This window comes from Sulfobacillus thermotolerans (assembly GCF_039623705.1).
GTDB classification, from domain to species: Bacteria; Bacillota; Sulfobacillia; order Sulfobacillales; family Sulfobacillaceae; genus Sulfobacillus; species Sulfobacillus thermotolerans.
This window is the reverse complement of sequence record NZ_CP133983.1, coordinates 1,879,133-1,895,696: the sequence shown is the minus strand read 5'-3', so window position 1 is coordinate 1,895,696 and position 16,564 is coordinate 1,879,133. Positions and strand designations below refer to the sequence as shown.

General features: G+C 55.7%; 13 protein-coding genes, 3 rRNA genes and 1 pseudogene. 2 read left to right on the top strand and 15 right to left on the bottom strand.

What is annotated here, in order from left to right:
- Positions 1 to 137: 137 nt before the first annotated feature.
- The 10 genes and pseudogenes from disA to ORD20_RS09650 all read right to left on the bottom strand — a co-directional run bounded on the left by disA (position 138) and on the right by ORD20_RS09650 (position 8,288).
- Positions 138 to 1,151 carry a DNA integrity scanning diadenylate cyclase DisA gene (gene disA / locus ORD20_RS09695; protein ID WP_103375042.1) on the bottom strand — a complete coding sequence of 338 codons (1,014 nt, stop codon included), beginning with the start codon at positions 1,149 to 1,151 and terminating at the stop codon, positions 138 to 140.
- A gap of 4 nt (positions 1,152 to 1,155) precedes the next feature.
- The gene (locus ORD20_RS09690) at positions 1,156 to 1,848 is read right to left on the bottom strand and encodes a S16 family serine protease (protein WP_103375043.1); all 693 of its coding nucleotides are present in this window, start codon (positions 1,846 to 1,848) and stop codon (positions 1,156 to 1,158) included.
- Positions 1,849 to 1,866: 18 nt separating this feature from the next.
- Entirely contained in the window at positions 1,867 to 2,505 is a 639-nt protein-coding gene (locus ORD20_RS09685) for a hypothetical protein (protein WP_146039007.1), read from the bottom strand.
- A 99-nt stretch (positions 2,506 to 2,604) separates the two neighbouring features.
- Positions 2,605 to 3,177, bottom strand: coding sequence for an AAA family ATPase (locus ORD20_RS09680; protein WP_242968385.1), 573 nt, complete (start codon positions 3,175 to 3,177; stop codon positions 2,605 to 2,607).
- 6 nt (positions 3,178 to 3,183) lie between these two features.
- Positions 3,184 to 3,249: pseudogene (locus ORD20_RS09675) on the bottom strand (hypothetical protein); the annotation flags it as partial.
- Positions 3,250 to 3,275: 26 nt separating this feature from the next.
- A complete protein-coding gene (locus ORD20_RS09670; RefSeq protein WP_103375046.1) occupies positions 3,276 to 5,741 on the bottom strand; it encodes an ATP-dependent Clp protease ATP-binding subunit in 2,466 nt (821 codons plus the stop codon).
- A gap of 45 nt (positions 5,742 to 5,786) precedes the next feature.
- Positions 5,787 to 6,833 carry a protein arginine kinase gene (locus ORD20_RS09665; RefSeq protein WP_103375047.1) on the bottom strand — a complete coding sequence of 349 codons (1,047 nt, stop codon included), beginning with the start codon at positions 6,831 to 6,833 and terminating at the stop codon, positions 5,787 to 5,789.
- The gene (locus ORD20_RS09660; protein ID WP_103375048.1) at positions 6,820 to 7,395 is read right to left on the bottom strand and encodes a UvrB/UvrC motif-containing protein; all 576 of its coding nucleotides are present in this window, start codon (positions 7,393 to 7,395) and stop codon (positions 6,820 to 6,822) included. The genes ORD20_RS09665 and ORD20_RS09660 overlap by 14 nt, the downstream gene beginning before the upstream one ends.
- A 2-nt stretch (positions 7,396 to 7,397) precedes the next feature.
- Positions 7,398 to 7,862, bottom strand: coding sequence for a CtsR family transcriptional regulator (locus ORD20_RS09655; RefSeq protein WP_103375049.1), 465 nt, complete (start codon positions 7,860 to 7,862; stop codon positions 7,398 to 7,400).
- 264 nt (positions 7,863 to 8,126) lie between these two features.
- On the bottom strand, positions 8,127 to 8,288 hold the full coding sequence (locus ORD20_RS09650; RefSeq protein ID WP_430626132.1) for a hypothetical protein: 162 nt from the start codon (positions 8,286 to 8,288) through the stop codon (positions 8,127 to 8,129).
- Between ORD20_RS09650 and ORD20_RS09645 the strand changes: the two genes are divergently transcribed.
- Positions 8,218 to 8,802 (top strand): divalent metal cation transporter, encoded by a 585-nt coding sequence (locus ORD20_RS09645; RefSeq protein ID WP_430626705.1) that lies wholly within the window; start codon positions 8,218 to 8,220, stop codon positions 8,800 to 8,802. The genes ORD20_RS09650 and ORD20_RS09645 overlap by 71 nt on opposite strands.
- A 56-nt stretch (positions 8,803 to 8,858) precedes the next feature.
- Positions 8,859 to 9,068 carry a hypothetical protein gene (locus ORD20_RS09640; protein ID WP_103375051.1) on the top strand — a complete coding sequence of 70 codons (210 nt, stop codon included), beginning with the start codon at positions 8,859 to 8,861 and terminating at the stop codon, positions 9,066 to 9,068.
- Between the two features lie 47 nt (positions 9,069 to 9,115).
- Here the strand turns inward: ORD20_RS09640 and ORD20_RS09635 are convergent, their stop codons facing one another.
- From ORD20_RS09635 to ORD20_RS09615, 5 genes are all read right to left on the bottom strand, one after another.
- Positions 9,116 to 10,411: an MBL fold metallo-hydrolase gene (locus tag ORD20_RS09635; protein ID WP_103375052.1), complete on the bottom strand. Its 1,296-nt coding sequence runs from the start codon at positions 10,409 to 10,411 to the stop codon at positions 9,116 to 9,118.
- A gap of 129 nt (positions 10,412 to 10,540) precedes the next feature.
- Positions 10,541 to 10,658 (bottom strand): 5S ribosomal RNA (gene rrf, locus ORD20_RS09630).
- Positions 10,659 to 10,694: 36 nt separating this feature from the next.
- Positions 10,695 to 13,594, bottom strand: a 23S ribosomal RNA gene (locus tag ORD20_RS09625).
- 71 nt (positions 13,595 to 13,665) lie between these two features.
- Positions 13,666 to 15,176 (bottom strand): 16S ribosomal RNA (locus tag ORD20_RS09620).
- Together the 16S, 23S and 5S rRNA genes form the textbook arrangement of a ribosomal RNA operon.
- Positions 15,177 to 15,359: 183 nt before the next feature.
- Positions 15,360 to 16,391, bottom strand: a complete 1,032-nt coding sequence (locus tag ORD20_RS09615; RefSeq protein ID WP_430626131.1) for a Mur ligase family protein — start codon at positions 16,389 to 16,391, stop codon at positions 15,360 to 15,362.
- Between the last annotated feature and the right edge of the window lie 173 nt (positions 16,392 to 16,564).

The following is a 16,564-nucleotide window of genomic DNA, read 5'->3' as shown; positions in this document are numbered from 1 at the left end:
TCTCCCGGAGGTGTGGAATAAATACCTTAATTTACAAGTCCAATAAACAGAATTTAAAACCCCCGTGCTCTCTATGATAGCACCGAACACATGAGAAAAAGCAAAGAATTTGGCAAAAACACACCCGACCCCCACAGCTAGGCGTCGGTTTTGCCAAGGCCGCTATGCAAAGCCGTCCAGAGCTGATACCCCGTATCGTGGTCTATGCCCCCAACCAGGGATAATTCCTCAGCCGTCGCTTCAGCTAATGCCTGCCGGCTTGCAAAGTGGCTACCGAGTCGGTCAATGACAGGCCCTGGCAGAAGTTGTAGGTGGTATAGCCACCTATATCCGCGTGGAGATAGGGGCTGGCCCAGACTATCAAATCCCAGAGCGATTCCCCACGCCGTGGTGTTCCAAGATTCCGCTTCTTCCCAGGGAGGAGGTGGCGCATTAGCCTCTCGCTGATAATCTCTCCACAGCCATAACCACTCCCAGTAAATATCAGGATATTCCTCCAGTTGCAAATCAATCAAATGGCCATCGCGGCCCAATTCAACTACGTAGCGTTTGATTTCTCGCCGAATTTTTAAAGCAATATAGCCTCTGCGCATCACTTCGGCAACTTCGCCCAGCGTGGCCAAGCCTTCTTGTTCAGCCTCCCCCAGGCGACGTGTAGCACTACGAAACAAGCGGTCATAACGTCCTAAGGACGCCAAGGCATTCGTAGCCTTGGTTAAAATGTAGCTGAGGTCATGCAACATATAGCGCATCTGGCCGCGGTACAAGGTCACCACTTGTCGCCTTTGCGAAACAGCGATAACCGTGGCATCTCGGGTTTGGGCAATCCGCTCTGCCGTCCGGTGGCGCATCCCCGTCTCATGAGACGGGGCATATTTTTTGGGAATCATTTCGACATTCGCCCGCCTAATGCGCTCGAGGTGACGATCTAACAAAATAGCGCCGTCCATTTTAGCAAGTTCATACACTAACTGGTGCTGAAAGGGCACATCCAGGGGGAACCCGCCATCGCAGTCCTCATCGATGGCGGGTTCCCCTCCAATGATAATCAAGGCCCCCGTACGGGCGCGCAAAATATTGTCCAACGCATCCCGCAAAGGTGTCCCCGGCGCCACGCCAGCCAATATTTCTAAAAGTGGATCCTCATTCACGTTCTCAGTCCTCCGGACTTTCTAATCCGAGCCGCGCAATCACGTCGCCTATGCGCGTCGCGGCAAATGTTAATATCCCGGGCTGAACCGATGACACCGTGCCGGGCACCACTAAACGGGTAAACCCAAGCCCCCCCGCTTCTTTGACACGTTCTTCTAAGCGGGGAACGCGTCGAATTTCACCTGTTAACCCGACTTCCCCACAGACCGCCCACTCAGGCCCGATCGCTTGGCCGGTCAACGAGGATACTGCGGCCGCTAAAATGCCTAAATCCATCGCGGGATCATCAATGGATACGCCGCCGGTGACTTTGAAATACGCATCCATTTCGGAAATCCTCAAGCGTAAATGCCGTTCAATGACCGCCAAGACTAATGCCACGCGGTGTGGATCCATGCCTGAGACCACGCGCCTAGGGGTCCCAAAGCTCCGCACCAACAACGCCTGCACCTCCACCATTAAGGGACGTGTGCCTTCAAACGCTGCGACAACGACTGATCCCGGCCGATCGACAGGTCGCTCTTCTAAAAGCATACGGGACGGGTCCTCAACCCCAACCAATCCCTCCCCTTCCATCGCAAAAAGTCCTAACTCACTGGTCGAACCAAAACGATTTTTAACGCCCCGCAGAACGCGGAAGATATTTTGTCGGTCCCCCTCAAACATGAGCACGACGTCGACTAAATGCTCTACCACCCGGGGCCCTGCTAGCGCTTATTGGACACTGTCTTCATCCTTCGTTCGGGGCCATAGGAATTTGTCGGTGTTCGCATCATACTCCAGCCACGGCAGATGGTCCGTCGGATCTAACGCAACCTGCCTCCATGACCCACGGTGACGCCATAATTGAGCCAGCGGAAGCCATAAGGCGGCGGGCGCTTGTCCAATCCGGCGAGGTTCGTGTCGAAGTCCCGCCAAGACGTCTTGCACGTCCCCATGGGAGTGCCAGGCAACAGAATCTGCATGGCCTTCCACATACCGGCGTAGGGTTTGCCATTGACGTTTTCCCAAACGCGCCATGAACGCCGCAGGCAGGGTCCATGTCCCGTTGTACTGCCAGCGATTATCCCAAGAGAGCCAGATTGGTCGCCGAAACCACTCACGTTGGCTATTGAGCGTCTCGTCCACGAGAACACACCACGCATTCACGTCATCTGGGTCATCTGCGATAAAGAAGATCACGGGATTCAATTGCATGGGCAATACACCTATGCCATGACTCGCGATGCTTTGTCCAAGCTGCCAAGCCTCTAAGGAACGGGTGTGTGCCTGTCCATTGAATTGCCGACGCAAAACCTTATTACCTTGAGCCCATAACGCTAGGAGCTGGGCATATTGTCTCTGAGGATCCAAAGTTGTCTCCGTTTCCTGCACGTTGACCGCTGCGGCGGGCTCTCGCGCGCCACTCCCAGTGTTTCATGCATATAGCCCAGTGCCTCAGCCTAAGTTACCCTAAGCTGCGGGCCGCATTGACCCTTCTTTGTTCACATGCCCAACCAAAAAGATTGGACACATCGTTTTAGCCACTTTCATCAAACGAGCGGCAATGCCGCGAACCTGACCCACACTCCCCGGTGCACTCTCGATCTCCGCGTCATAGACGGTCTGCAACGAATCGACTACCACGAGTTGCCATGATCGGGAGGTGATAACCGATTCAATGATGCGAATGTTACCTTCCGCCATAACATAAAGTTGGTCAGGCAAAGCACCAAGTCGCTGTGCACGAATTCGGGTTTGGGCGGCAGACTCTTCAGCGGTAATATAGAGCACCGGTCCTTGCCTGCTAACAAACGCCGCGATCTGCAGCAATAGCGTCGACTTGCCTATCCCAGGATCGCCTCCCAACAGAAAATATCCGTTAGGCACCATTCCCCCACCCAAAACCCTGTCAACCTCGGCAATCCCGGTCGATATCCGCACAGTACTTTCCGCTTCAATCGTGGTAATCGGCACCGGCGTGGCTCCCGAACCGGAAGCGGAAGGAGCCGGAGTCGGCTCCTTCCGGACGATTTCCTGCTCCATGGTATTATACCCACCACACCCCGGACAGCGGCCCATCCAGCGAACACTGGTGGTGGCACAAACCTGGCACACATACCGCGTCTGTTCTCGGATTGTCCTCACCCCCGCTGGTCATTAAGCACAGTGTCACTGGTCGTCATTTCGGTAAACGTTAGTTTCCCATCTTCCGCATCCACCAAAATATGCGCCCCTTCCGGGAACTTCGCCGCCAGAATCGCCTCTGCCAAGGGGTCTTCCACCAGCCGCTGAATTGCACGGCGCAAGGGACGAGCACCAAACACGGGATCATAGCCATCTTTAGCAATAACGAGCTTCGCCGCATCAGTAATCGCCAACGTATAGCCGTTTTGTTGCAGGCGGTCTTCAACCTCTTTCAGCATAATCCCCACAATTTGTGCCAGTTGATCGCCAGACAGCTCATGGAACACAATAATCTCATCCACACGATTGATAAACTCGGGACGAAATGTGTGCTTCACTTCATCCATCAGCCGATCTTTCATCTCGCGGTAATGCCCTTCATCCGACTCCCGACGAAACCCAATGGTGTTTTGACGTTTAATCAGGTCAGCTCCCACATTTGAGGTCATAATGATGACGGTATTGCGAAAGTCCACCGTGCGCCCTTTAGCTTCTGTCAGCCGTCCTTCTTCCAACACTTGCAGAAGAATATTAAAAACCTCAGGATGCGCCTTTTCAATTTCATCAAGCAAAACCACAGAATACGGATGGCGTCTCACCGCTTCTGTCAATTGACCGCCTTCTTCATATCCCACATATCCGGGCGGAGCGCCCATGAGTCGTGACACGGCATGGCGTTCCATATACTCGGACATATCAATCGTCACCATGGCCTCTTCATCGCCAAACAGTGACGCCGCCAAGGCCTTGGCCAGCTCAGATTTCCCAACTCCTGTGGGCCCCAAGAAGAGAAATGATCCAATCGGCCGGCGCGGATTTTTCAACCCGGCCCGGGCCCGGCGTATGGCACGGCTTACGGCTTCAACGGCCTCTTGCTGCCCCACCACCCGGGCATGTAGTTCATCCTCCAGCTTCAAGAGACGTTCCGATTCCTCGCCTTTAAGTTTTTCGACGGGAATTCCTGTCCACGACGAGACAATGTGCGCAATATCTTCGGGCGTGACATTGATGGCTTCCTTCCCTTGGCGGGCGTGCCATTCCTGAGTCTCACGTTCTAGCTCCTCACGCAGCTTCTGCTCTTCGTCCCGCATTTGCGCCGCTTTCTCAAATTCTTGCGCTTGGACGGCCGCTTCTTTTTCCTTGCGAATGTCTTCCAATTTTTCGGCCAAGTCCTTTAAGTCAGGCGGGGCGACATAGCTCTTCAAACGCACCCGCGACGCGGCTTCATCAATCAAGTCGATCGCTTTGTCGGGAAGAAACCGGTCCGAAACATAACGGTCAGAGAGGCGCACCGCCGCCTCCAGGGCTTCGTCAATAATGTTGACCCGGTGGTGGGCCTCGTAGCGATCACGCAAGCCCTTTAAAATCTGAAGCGTTTCTTCTGCGGAAGGCTCCTCCACCATAATCGGCTGAAACCGTCGTTCCAAGGCCGGATCCCGCTCAACATATTTGCGATATTCGTCCAAGGTAGTCGCTCCAATGGCTTGCAACTCACCCCGCGCCAAGGCTGGTTTTAAAATGTTGGCCGCATCAATAGCTCCTTCCGCAGCGCCAGCGCCCACAATCGTGTGCATCTCGTCAATGAATAAAATGACATTTTTCGCTTCACGAATTTCGTTCATGGCGCGTTTTAGACGATCTTCAAACTCTCCCCGGTATTTAGAGCCGGCCAGCATGGCCCCTAAGTCCAACGCCACCACACGGCGGTCCTTGAGAATTTCTGGCACCTTGTTTTCCACAATGCGCTCTGCTAGGCCTTCAACCACAGCCGTCTTGCCTACACCCGGCTCTCCAATTAATACCGGATTATTCTTCGTGCGCCGACTCAAAATTTGAATGACGCGCTCAGCCTCCGTGTCTCGGCCAATGACCGGATCCAACTTGTTCTCTCGTGCCATCTGAGTTAAGTCCCGTCCATAGAGGTCCAAGGTCGGCGTATTCACCGATGGCGCCTGCTCCGACGCATTGCTAGCCGCTTGTTGTCCTCCCGCCGCATTGTGCAAGAGCTGGTGACGGACTTTGTTTAAATCGGCGCCCGCTGCCAACAATACTTGTGCCGCGACACCCTCACCTTCACGAATCAATCCGAGGAGCAAGTGTTCAGGCCCAATGTAATTTTGGTTGAGAGCTCTTGCTTCCTGTCCAGCCAATTCCAAAACGACTTTTTTCGCCCGGGGTGTAAATGTGACCTCCTCATTGGGGCCAATAGCAGGTCCTCGCCCGGTTGCCTTCAACACTTCGGCTCTTACTGTTTCCAGGTCCAACCCGATTGACTGGAGTACTTTCGCGGGCAATGAGTTCGTTTCGCGAATCAATCCCAACAGCAGATGCTCCGTGCCTACAAAATTATGTCCCATACGGCGCGCTTCATCTTGGGCATGAATCACCACACGCCGCGCCTTTTCGGTAAATTGTCCGAACATCGCTATTCCCCTTCCCTTCTAAAGCATCCCCTGACACCTATTCCTTTAGGCTGACTGGGCCTCATCTTGCAGCCGTTTGCGTAACAGGGTTGCCCGCATTTGATCCCGTTCGCTTGCACTTAATTCCCGGCCGCTCTGCGATTGCAAAAATCCCGGACGCGTGACGAGTGTGAGTTGCGCGAACGTACTTTTCGTTGCCGGTAATAACTTCAAATCTTGGCCCAGTTTCACTTCCGAAAGCAGACGTAATGCCTCTTCTGACGTCATAATGCGGGCGTGACTCATAAGACCCCATGCCCTCTCCACACGATCGGCAAGCATCAACTCCGCGTTATGTTGTAGATATTCCCTGGCATGGCGCTCGCGCCCGACAATTTGCTGGGTCACCGTTGCGAGATTATGAATGAATTCTTCCTCACTCAGCCCGAGGGACACTTGGTTGGAAATCTGAAAAATATTGCCGACCGCATCCGAGCCCTCACCATATAGTCCCCTAACAACCATCCCAATTTGAGCTAAGGTGGTAAAGACTTGAGACGCCTGGCGTGTCAAAACTAAGGCGGGCAGATGCACCATAACAGAAGCCCTCATGGCCGTCCCAATATTGGTTGGACAAGCCGTTAAATATCCCAGACGGGCGTCAAACGCATAGTCTAGCGTAGCTTCCAGCGTATCGTCCAACCGGTCAGCCACTGACCATGCCTCTGAGAGCTGCAAGCCGGACAACAGCACTTGCAAGCGAAGATGGTCTTCCTCATTCACCATAATACTAATGCTTTCTCGCTCGTCGATGGCAACGGCTCGAAACGCAATGGGATCTTCCATCATGGCCGGGCTCATGAGGTGCTTTTCCATCAAGACCTGGCGGTTGACCGGTGATAAGTCTGCAAGTTTTTGAAAATGTAGCGCCCATCCCCCTTGCACGCCTAAAATAGCTTGTTCCACCCGGGCCAACATTGTCTGCGCACCATCAGCGGTCATATGATTGGGGAAGCGCGTATCCTTCAGATTCCGCGCCAACCGAATGCGACTGGATAAGACAATGTCCGCATCGGGTCCTTGGGCCTGCATCCACGCACTAAACGGTTCCATGGTCTTGGCTCCCTTGTGACTCGACATGCTGTTCTTCAAGCGTGCGAATTTGATCACGAAACCGTGCTGCATCCTCAAATGCTTCTTGCGCAATGGCTTCTCGCATTTTCGCGCGTAAATCCTCAAGCGTGCGTTGATGCAAAATATCTTGCCCACTTCGGCGCGGCACTTTGCCGTGATGCTCCACACTTCCATGCAACCGTTTGACCAACGGCTCTAACTCGTTCCCAAAAGCTTGATAGCAGCGGTCACATCCTAGCCGTCCGGTCTCCGCAAATTGTTGATAGGAATAGCCACACGTGGGACATTGTTTGTCGGGAATAGGTGCAGCCCGCTGTCCCGAGGGATTTAGGCCAATTAATCCCCCTAATACATGTTGAATCGTAAATTGGGGTGCTAGCATAAAATGATAGGCCCCTTCTTGTCGCGCGCACTCTTCGCACAAATACCGGTCAAACTTTTCGCCATTAACCACCGTCGTCATATGCACAGAGGCTGGCCGTGTTTCACAGCGCTGACACAGCTGCGCGCGATCACCACGCGCTTCATGAGTATTTTCCATCGTTAAGTCGCCCCTTTAGGCCGCAAGAGAGTTGTCAGCATTGCCTGCAATAACCTAGCCCGTAAGCGATCACGTTCTGGCAATCCTACTCCCAAGACGTCGCGACGCACCACCGCAAGCAACATAGCGCGTTCCCGTTCGGTAATATGCCCGCTTTCGTAAAGCCTTTCCACCACACTCACCGCACGATTTTGATCAATGCTTTCTAAGCCTTGGACTGCAAGCATCACATCTTCAAAACCTTCAATGAGCTGCAACACCTTGATGCCGCCCCCGCCTCCACGGCGTCCTTCCACCAAATATCCACGCTCTGGTGTAAAACGCGTCATCAGCACGTAGGTAATCTGGGACGGAACGCAGTCGAAACGTTCGGCGATATCGGCACGCTGAATCTCAATCACACCCGCTTCAGATTGCGATAGCAAGCGTCTTAAGTATTCTTCTATTTCATCGCTAAGACTCGCCATGACGCTCCCCTCTTTGCTGACTTTGACTTTTGTTGTTTTTCATTTGTAGTATACCACTTCTGTCAAGCCATGGAGGATGCACCCACATAATACCATACCCCAAATTTTTGCCAACACTGCACAGATCAAGAAAATCAGGAATCACTTTCACCTCTGCTTTTGTCCCACCATAGTGTGTTATTGCCTGAGGCTAACAAAGAAAACTACTACTAAGAAACTTGAGGTGATGCACGCATGACCCCCCAGACTCCCCCAAAGACCCCATTAACGCAAGAGCACTTGCACCGTGCTGCCGACCGGCGCCAGGTAGAGACCGCCCGGCGCCGTCAGCGACAAAGGCCTCACCGTACGGGACATACGCCACGGCCGCATCGATACCACCTTAGGAGCTGCCCTTGCGGCTATTGCGGCGCTGGGCTGCATCATAGCCACAGCGCCCCTCTATGTACATCACATGAATGCAAGCCAGTTTGGCACTGCACAATTTGCCCAAGCGCTTGTCCCCTATGTTGGCCGCATTGGAGGAGCATTATTTGCCCTCGGCGTGTTGGAAGCAGGACTGGTAGCCGCTACGGTAATTTCCACATCTTCCGCCTATGCCTTTGGCGAAGTGACTCGCACGGCTCACAGCCTTAACCGGTCCTTTCGCGAGGCCAAAGGGTTTTATCTCATCCTCATTGGCATCGCAGCCGTCGCCGGCGCTTTAGTTTTGTTGCCTGGCTTCCCCTTGGAAATGGTCGTTATCATGGTCAATGTCATTGCTGTGCTAACGATGCCGCCGGCCATTGGTTTTCTTCTCATTCTCGCCAATGACCGCGAAATCATGGGCCCCCACCGGAGCACATGGTGGCTCAATGCCATGGGACTCACCGTTGGCATCTTTGTCACGACAGCTGGCATCATTTATGCCATCTCCGTTATCTTTCCCCGTCTGTTTTGAACACTCTGGACTATCCAACGCCCGCCTGCCAATACCAAATTAAGGAGGTCTTATCGATGAATTCCCTTACGCTTGACACCCAACAAGTGCCTGACCTATCGCTCGAAGAATTGCTCGCGGATCACGAATCCGCGCGTGAGAAAGTGGAGAAACTGGGCCGCCTGCCGTTGTCCCCCACTCTGAAGGTTATCATTTGGGGACTTCGGGTTTATGTCCTCTTCATGGTGGTCGTCGTCGTCATCAATGCCTTCGAGATCACGCATTAAGTATCTCTCAATAACAGCCCGGCAGCCACCTACCGCTGCCGGGCTGTTTACACGTCATAGCGTCGACCATATTCGGGCACGATCCGAATCGTCGGGGGGCTAGGCTCCAACAACTCCGGAGCATGAGTGTGAATCGGATAGACCACCTGGGGCTTGATCCATTCCACAATCTGATGGATGGCTTTAGGACTGCCATGTCCACGTGAACCAATCGTCCGTAAAGGGACATGGTACTGGGCCAACCAACGCTGTAACGAGCGGCCGGCAGGAGACGAAAGGCGGGGCTCCCCGTCGGCATGAATAAAGACACTGTCTGGCCCTAATGACAAATCCATCATCCAAGGAATATCTTTGGGCCACATTTGAAGAATGTACCGATTGGGTGACGCCTTGATGTTTTCCAATTGGCCAGCCGAATAAGTCACCATGTGGGCATCGATGCCATAGGCCTTAAGAAACACCGCAAATTCCTTGGACCATAAGATGGTGCGATCATAAGACCGTGCAATGCGGTCAAATGCTTCAATTCTCTCGATATTTCGGGGTCTAAGAGTCATTAACGCCAATCCGCGCGTGTTGTGCAAAATCTGGCCAAAGACGTGGTCGACGTGTGCCTCTGTCACAGGGTCTTCTGTTTCGGCTGATTTCGCTCCCAGTGTGGTCCCTTCAATGGCCAAGACCTCGGCGCCACGGGCTTGGTGACAGAATTCTTTAACCCACTCGGTATGACGACCATGCAAGCGAATATCCCCTGTAAAGGCCACCCGCCTTCCACGGCTTTCTACGATGTATCCTGAAGCCCCTGGGACATCATGATCAACGGGGTAACGCGTCACCGTGAAAGGGCCAAAAGACAGTGGCCGTCCCGCTTCCATGGGAAGCATGTAAGGCCGTTCGCCTTCCAACATCACTTTTTCCGCAAAGATTAATTCAAATGTCGGATCCGCTTGCGCGGCGCGCCCAACGGCATTTAACGCGTCGCGAATCGCAATCGTTTCCTTGGCCGCATAAATCGGAACGACGGGATCCACCCAGCCTATCAGGCCAATGTGATCGACGTGAGCATGCGTAATAAAGAGAACCGTGCGCCCATCACTGCCGCCGGCCAGTCCCGTTCCCTGAACCGCCTCCTCACGAAATAAATGCGGAATCCACGGCGCATCGCCCGCCCTCAAACGGTCAGCTAATTCACGGCCTGGTCTGGGATCGACAGGGTGATGATACAAATCAGAGCGTGGACGATCCCAGCCTAAATCACAAAGAACCCGCCACCCGTCTTCTTCGACCATCACTTTACTCGACCCTGTTGTTCCCACACCACCCCAAAAGCTCACTTTGGCCATGTTGCCTTCCCCTTCCCTGTCGATAGCATTGTAACATAGGGATGAGCAAAGCCTCCGTCTACAGCCAACGGAGTCGGCCCAAAGAAAAATCCCTCTTTTTCAAAGAAAAGAGGGATTTAGTAAAAAAAATTGTCGGCACGACTGGGCCTCCCAGATCCCTGCGGATCCAGTACCACCAGCGAGGCAGTGGGGGACGACCGTGTGCGGCATGGGAACGGGTCAACACACTTCCTCTGAGGCACCGACAAAGACGTCGGACCATCTCGGGCCCTAACAACTTCACAGGAGAAAGGACTTGACCGATTAGTATGGCCTCGCTCCGCCCGTTGCCGGGTGTCCACGGACCACCTATCGACCCACTGTTCTGGTGGGGGTCTCTCGGGGCTCTGACGAGCCCCCTGGATATCTCATCTTGGGGCCGGTTTCGCGCTTAGATGCGGTCAGCGCTTCTCCGATCCGAACATAGCTTCCCAGCGCTGCGTTTGGCAACACAACTGGGCACACCAGCGGTTCGTCCACTCCGGTCCTCTCGTACTAGGAGTCGCGCCCCGCAAATATCCTCCGCTTACGACGGAGAGGGACCGAACTGTCTCACGACGTTCTGAACCCAGCTCACGTACCGCTTTAATTGGCGAACAGCCAAACCCTTGGGACCGACTTCAGCCCCAGGATGCGATGAGCCGACATCGAGGTGCCAAACCTTCCCGTCGATATGGACTCTTGGGGAAGATCAGCCTGTTATCCCCGGGGTAGCTTTTATCCGTTGCGCGATGGCCCTGCCACACGGTGCCACCGGATCACTAAGCCCGCCTTTCGGCCCTGCTCGCACTGTCGCGCTCGCAGTCAAGCTCCCTTGTGCCTTTGCACGCCCTGCACGCTGTCCAACCGTGCTGAGGGAACCATGGGGCGCCTCCGTTACACTTTAGGAGGCGACCGCCCCAGTCAAACTGCCCCCCTGCCACTGTCCCGCGTCGGGTGACGACGGCGGTTAGATCGTGCACGCCGTGAGGGTGGTATCCCAAGGATGGCTCCCCCGCCGCTGACGCGGCGGCTTCTCCGCCTCCCACCTATCCTGTACACACGTCGCGCTCGACCCATGGCAGGCTACAGTAAAGCTCCACGGGGTCTTTCTGTCCAGTCGTAAGAACCCTGCATCTTCACAGGGATTGCAATTTCACCGAGTCTCTCGTTGAGACAGTGCCCAAGTCGTTACGCCTTTCGTGCGGGTCGGAACTTACCCGACAAGGAATTTCGCTACCTTAGGACCGTTATAGTTACGGCCGCCGTTGACTGGGGCTTCGGGTCGGTGCTTGCACACCTCGCCTTAACCTTCCAGCACCGGGCAGGCGTCAGCCCCTATACGGCGTCTTGCGACTTCGCAGGGACCTGTGTTTTTGGTAAACAGTCGCTTGGGCCGCTGTAGTGCCCCCGGCGGCGGACGCCGCCGGGCCCCCTTCTCCCGAAGTTACGGGGGTAATTTGCCGAGTTCCTTAACGAGAGGTCACTCGCGCGCCTGAGGCTCCTCGCCTCACCTACCTGTGTCGGTTTCGGGTACGGACACTCGGACACTCCCGAATCACTTTTCTTGGTCGCGGACGGCGCTCACTTCCGTACTCGTTTCCGTCCCCCTGGCGGGACGCCCTCGACCAACGGGGGCGCTGACCCCCGTCCGCGACGTCCTGATTCGTTCGCCATGTCCGACTGGTCACGGAATCTCCACCGTGTCTCCATCGACTACGCCTTAACGGCCTCGCCTTAGGCCCGACTAACCCGGAGCGGACGATCCTGCCTCCGGAACCCTGCGCTTTCGGCGGGCCCGATTCTCACGGGCCTTTTCGCTACTCATACCGGCATTCGCACTCCGCCGCGGTCCACGGCCGTTTCCACGACCGCTTCGCCCCCCGGCGGACGCTCCCCTACCACTGGCCCCCGTGCGGGGGCCAATTCGCCGCTTCGGTAGTCCGCTTAGCCCCGGACATTCTCGGCGCCGCGCGACTGCGACCAGTGAGCTATTACGCACTCTTTCAAGGATAGCTGCTTCTAAGCCAACCTCCTGGCTGTCTCGATCACGCGACGACCTTTGCCACTCAGCGCACATTTAGGGACCTTAGCGGACGATCTGGGCTCTTGCCCTTTTGACCTTGGAGCTTATCCCCCAACGTCTGACTCTCTCCCGCCTACCGACGACTTTGTCGTTTGCGAACAGGCAGTAATCCTTCACGGACCCCTTCCATTCACAGAGCGCTACCCCGTCGGTATTGTTCGGGGAGGCTCGCCCTCAAGCGATTTCGGGGAGAACCAGCTATCTCCGTGTTCGATTGGCATTTCACCCCTAGCCGCCGCTCATCCCAGCCCTTTTCAACGGACACGGGTGCGGCCCTTCATCCCGGCTTAAGGGGATTGCAGCCTGGCGCCGGCTAGATCACACGGTTTCGGGTCGATCGACCGCCACTTGTCGCCCTCTTCAGACTCGCTTGCGCTCCGGCTCCCGTCCTTGCGGACGTTAACCTCGCGGCGGCCGGTCACTCGCCGGTTCATTCTTCAATAGGCACGCCATCATCCCGTTGCCGAGACTCTGACGGCTTGACAGCACACGGTTTCAGGGTCTCTTTCACTCCCCTCCCGGGGGGCTTTTCACCGTTCCCTCACGGTACTCTGCGCTATCGGTGACGGATGGTCGGTAGTCTTGGGCGGTGGGCCGCCCAGCTTCCCACGGTCTTTCACGAGAACCGTGGTACTCGGGATCAGCGGCCGGTCCGGCCGCGGCAGCACGACGGGGCTCTCACCCGCTCGGGCGCTGCATTCCAACAGCTTCATGCTCCCGCGACCGCGCCGGCGCGGGCCCCCTACTGGCCCGCATCCGCTGTCCACAACCCGACGACTCCGCGGAGGTAGGCCGTCTCGGAGCCGTCGTTTGGACTGGTCCCCGTTCGCTCGCCGCTACTAAGGGATTCGCTTTCGCTTTCTCGACACAGGTACTGAGATGTTTCAGTTCCCCGCTTTGGACTCGGTCGGGCCCTAGTGGCCCGCCGTCTAGACCTGCCGGTCTAGGGGTTTCCCCATTCGGTGACCCTCGGATCGATGCGTGCGACGCCGCTCCCCGAGGCCTTTCGTGGCGTGCCACGACCTTCTTCGCCCCATCCGCACCCGAGGCATCCCCCGTGTGCTGGTGTTGTCTTTCTCCTGTAAAGTTGTCAAGGTCCGAGTCGGTCCTTGGAAACCATATCGTCATGTGCGTCGGGAGCATTCCCTAGAAAGGAGGTGATCCAGCCGCACCTTCCGATACGGCTACCTTGTTACGACTTCACCCCAATCATCCGCCCCACCGTCGACGGGACCGTCCCTGACGGGTTCGGCCGACCGGCTTCGGGTGTGGCCAACTCTCGTGGTGTGACGGGCGGTGTGTACAAGGCCCGGGAACGAATTCACCGCCCCATGCTGATGGGCGATTACTAGCAATTCCGGCTTCATGCAGGCGAGTTGCAGCCTGCAATCCGAACTGAGATCCCGTTTGAAGGATTCGCTCCCGCTCGCGCGGTCGCGGCCCGTTGTCGGGACCATTGTAGCACGTGTGTAGCCCAGGACATCAAGGCCATGCGGATTTGACGTCATCCCCACCTTCCTCCGGTTTGTCACCGGCAGTCTCGTGTGAGTGCCCGGCCGGACCGCTGGCAACACACGACAAGGGTTGCGCTCGTTGCGGGACTTAACCCAACATCTCACGACACGAGCTGACGACAACCATGCAGCACCTGAGCACGCTCCCCGAAGGGCCCGCCGCTTTCGCGGCGCTCACGTGCCTGTCCAGTCCTGGTAAGGTTCTGCGCGTTGCGTCGAATTAAACCACATGCTCCACTGCTTGTGCGGCCCCCGTCAATTCCTTTGAGTTTCAACCTTGCGGCCGTACTCCCCAGGCGGGATACTTAGTGCGTTAGCTCCGGCACCGCAGGGTGGACCCCCACGACACCTAGTATCCATCGTTTACGGCGTGGACTACCGGGGTATCTAATCCCGTTTGCTCCCCACGCTGTCGCGCCTCAGCGTCAGGGTCAGGCCAGTGCGCCGCCTTCGCCACTGGTGTTCTTCCTGATCTCTACGCATTTCACCGCTCCACCAGGAATTCCACGCACCTCTCCTGCCCTCCAGTGCGACCGTTTAGCCGCCCTCCTCCGGGTGAGCCGGAGGCTTAAAACCGCTACGTATCGCACCGCCTACACGCCCTTTACGCCCAGTAATTCCGGACAACGCTTGCCCCCTACGTCTTACCGCGGCTGCTGGCACGTAGTTTGCAGGGGCTTCCTTCGTCGGTACCGGCTCCCCGGGACTCCCGTCCCGGTCTTCGTCCCGACAGACAGAGCTTTACAACCCGAAGGCCGTCTTCACTCACGCGGCGTTGCTCCATCAGGCTTGCGCCCATTGTGGAAGATTCCCTACTGCTGCCTCCCGTAGGAGTCTGGGCCGTGTCTCAGTCCCAGTGTGGCCGTTCACCCTCTCAGGCCGACTACCCATCGTCGCCTTGGGAGGCCGTTACCCCCCCAACTAGCTAATGGGCCGCGAGCTCCGCAATGAGCGCCAGTTGCCCAGCTTTCTTCCCGTAGGAACGTATGCGGGATTGCCGCGCCTTTCGGCCCGATATCCCCCACTCATCGATAGATCACTCACGTGTTCCTCACCCGTCCGCCGCTGACCCGAAGGTCCGCTCGACTTGCATGTATTACGCACGCCGCCAGCGTTCGTCCTGAGCCAGGATCAAACTCTCCATGACTCATTGTCTTGCTGACTGTTTCTGTTTCCCTTGACGCATTCATGACGATATAGTTTTCAAGGACCGACGCCGCCCGCTGAAGCGGGGGGCTCACTGTCCTCGCGGACAGCTTTGATATAATAACACCGGACTCGCGCCAATGCAAGCCCTTTTTTAAATCTCGCTAAAAAGTCATCCAAAGCGCTAAGACGGACGCCTGCGTCGATATCTTGTCCACAAAAAAGGCACCAAATACCGAGTTGCCGCAGGCATTGTATACCAAAACCTTTTAAGGGACAATGCGGGTTTCACGGCTGCATACGCTCGGTCATATTGCTTCATCAAGGCGAAGGCCACCCCAAATCGTAGATAATGCCAATGATTCAGGCGTGTCTGAAATGCTACACCTAATCCCTGCAATTCGATTTCGGTGTACCACGGCGACTCTTCCACAATTCGAGCACGTAGGGCTCCACGTGCAATACCGTAGCTCGTGACGGCAGCTTTGCTTTGTGCAGCAATGGTTGAAAAATGCTCATCATCGGCGTTCAAGACCGCTCCCAAGCTATCTTCAGGCAGCATCCGAAAAAGCGTGGCTTTAGCATCTACATAACGTTCCATGGTGCCATGAAAATCTAAATGCTCCCGAGTAATATTGGTTAAGATGGCAATCTGAAATTGCGTGCCGCGTACCCGCTGCTGCACAATCCCATGGGAAGAGACTTCAACCACTGCCGCATCTCCACCACACTCGACAATCTTAGCAAGATATGCCTGAAGATCTGGACTTTCGGGCGTCGTTAACGCGGCTGGCTCCTGACTGCAAACGACATCATTAATGACACTAGAAATGAGCCCGGTACGAATGCCCGCAGCATTGAGCAAAGCGCTAAGCCAGTAAACGACGGAGGTCTTTCCATTGGTCCCTGTCACGGCCACGGCTTTAAGGTGCTGTGAAGGATGCCCATAAAACTGCGTCGCTAGATCAGCGGCCGCCTGGCGGCTTGATTTCACCTGAATATAGGGAACTGTTACGTCCACCAGATGTTTTTCCCCTACGACCGCGACAGCTCCACGGGCCACGGCTTGCGCAATGAACTGATGGCCGTCCTGGGAAGCCCCCGGGACGGCAACAAAAATATCGCCTGGCTCCACCATGCGGGAATCCATACGAATCCCCCTGACCGCAGGGCCAATTACCCAACCGAATTCGGTTATGCGCAGCTGTTGGTCCATTAGAATGATTCCCCCGTTTTCCTACCTACAATGATTGTCCCCATGTATCATGAATCTATCATGAATAGAATTGGCCCTGAATATCAGTGTATGATCATCCGAAGTGGCAGACAAGCGCCCGCGTCATCTGTGATCTAGGGTAAAGTTTTCTGGTATTGTATGCCGTTTCTCCT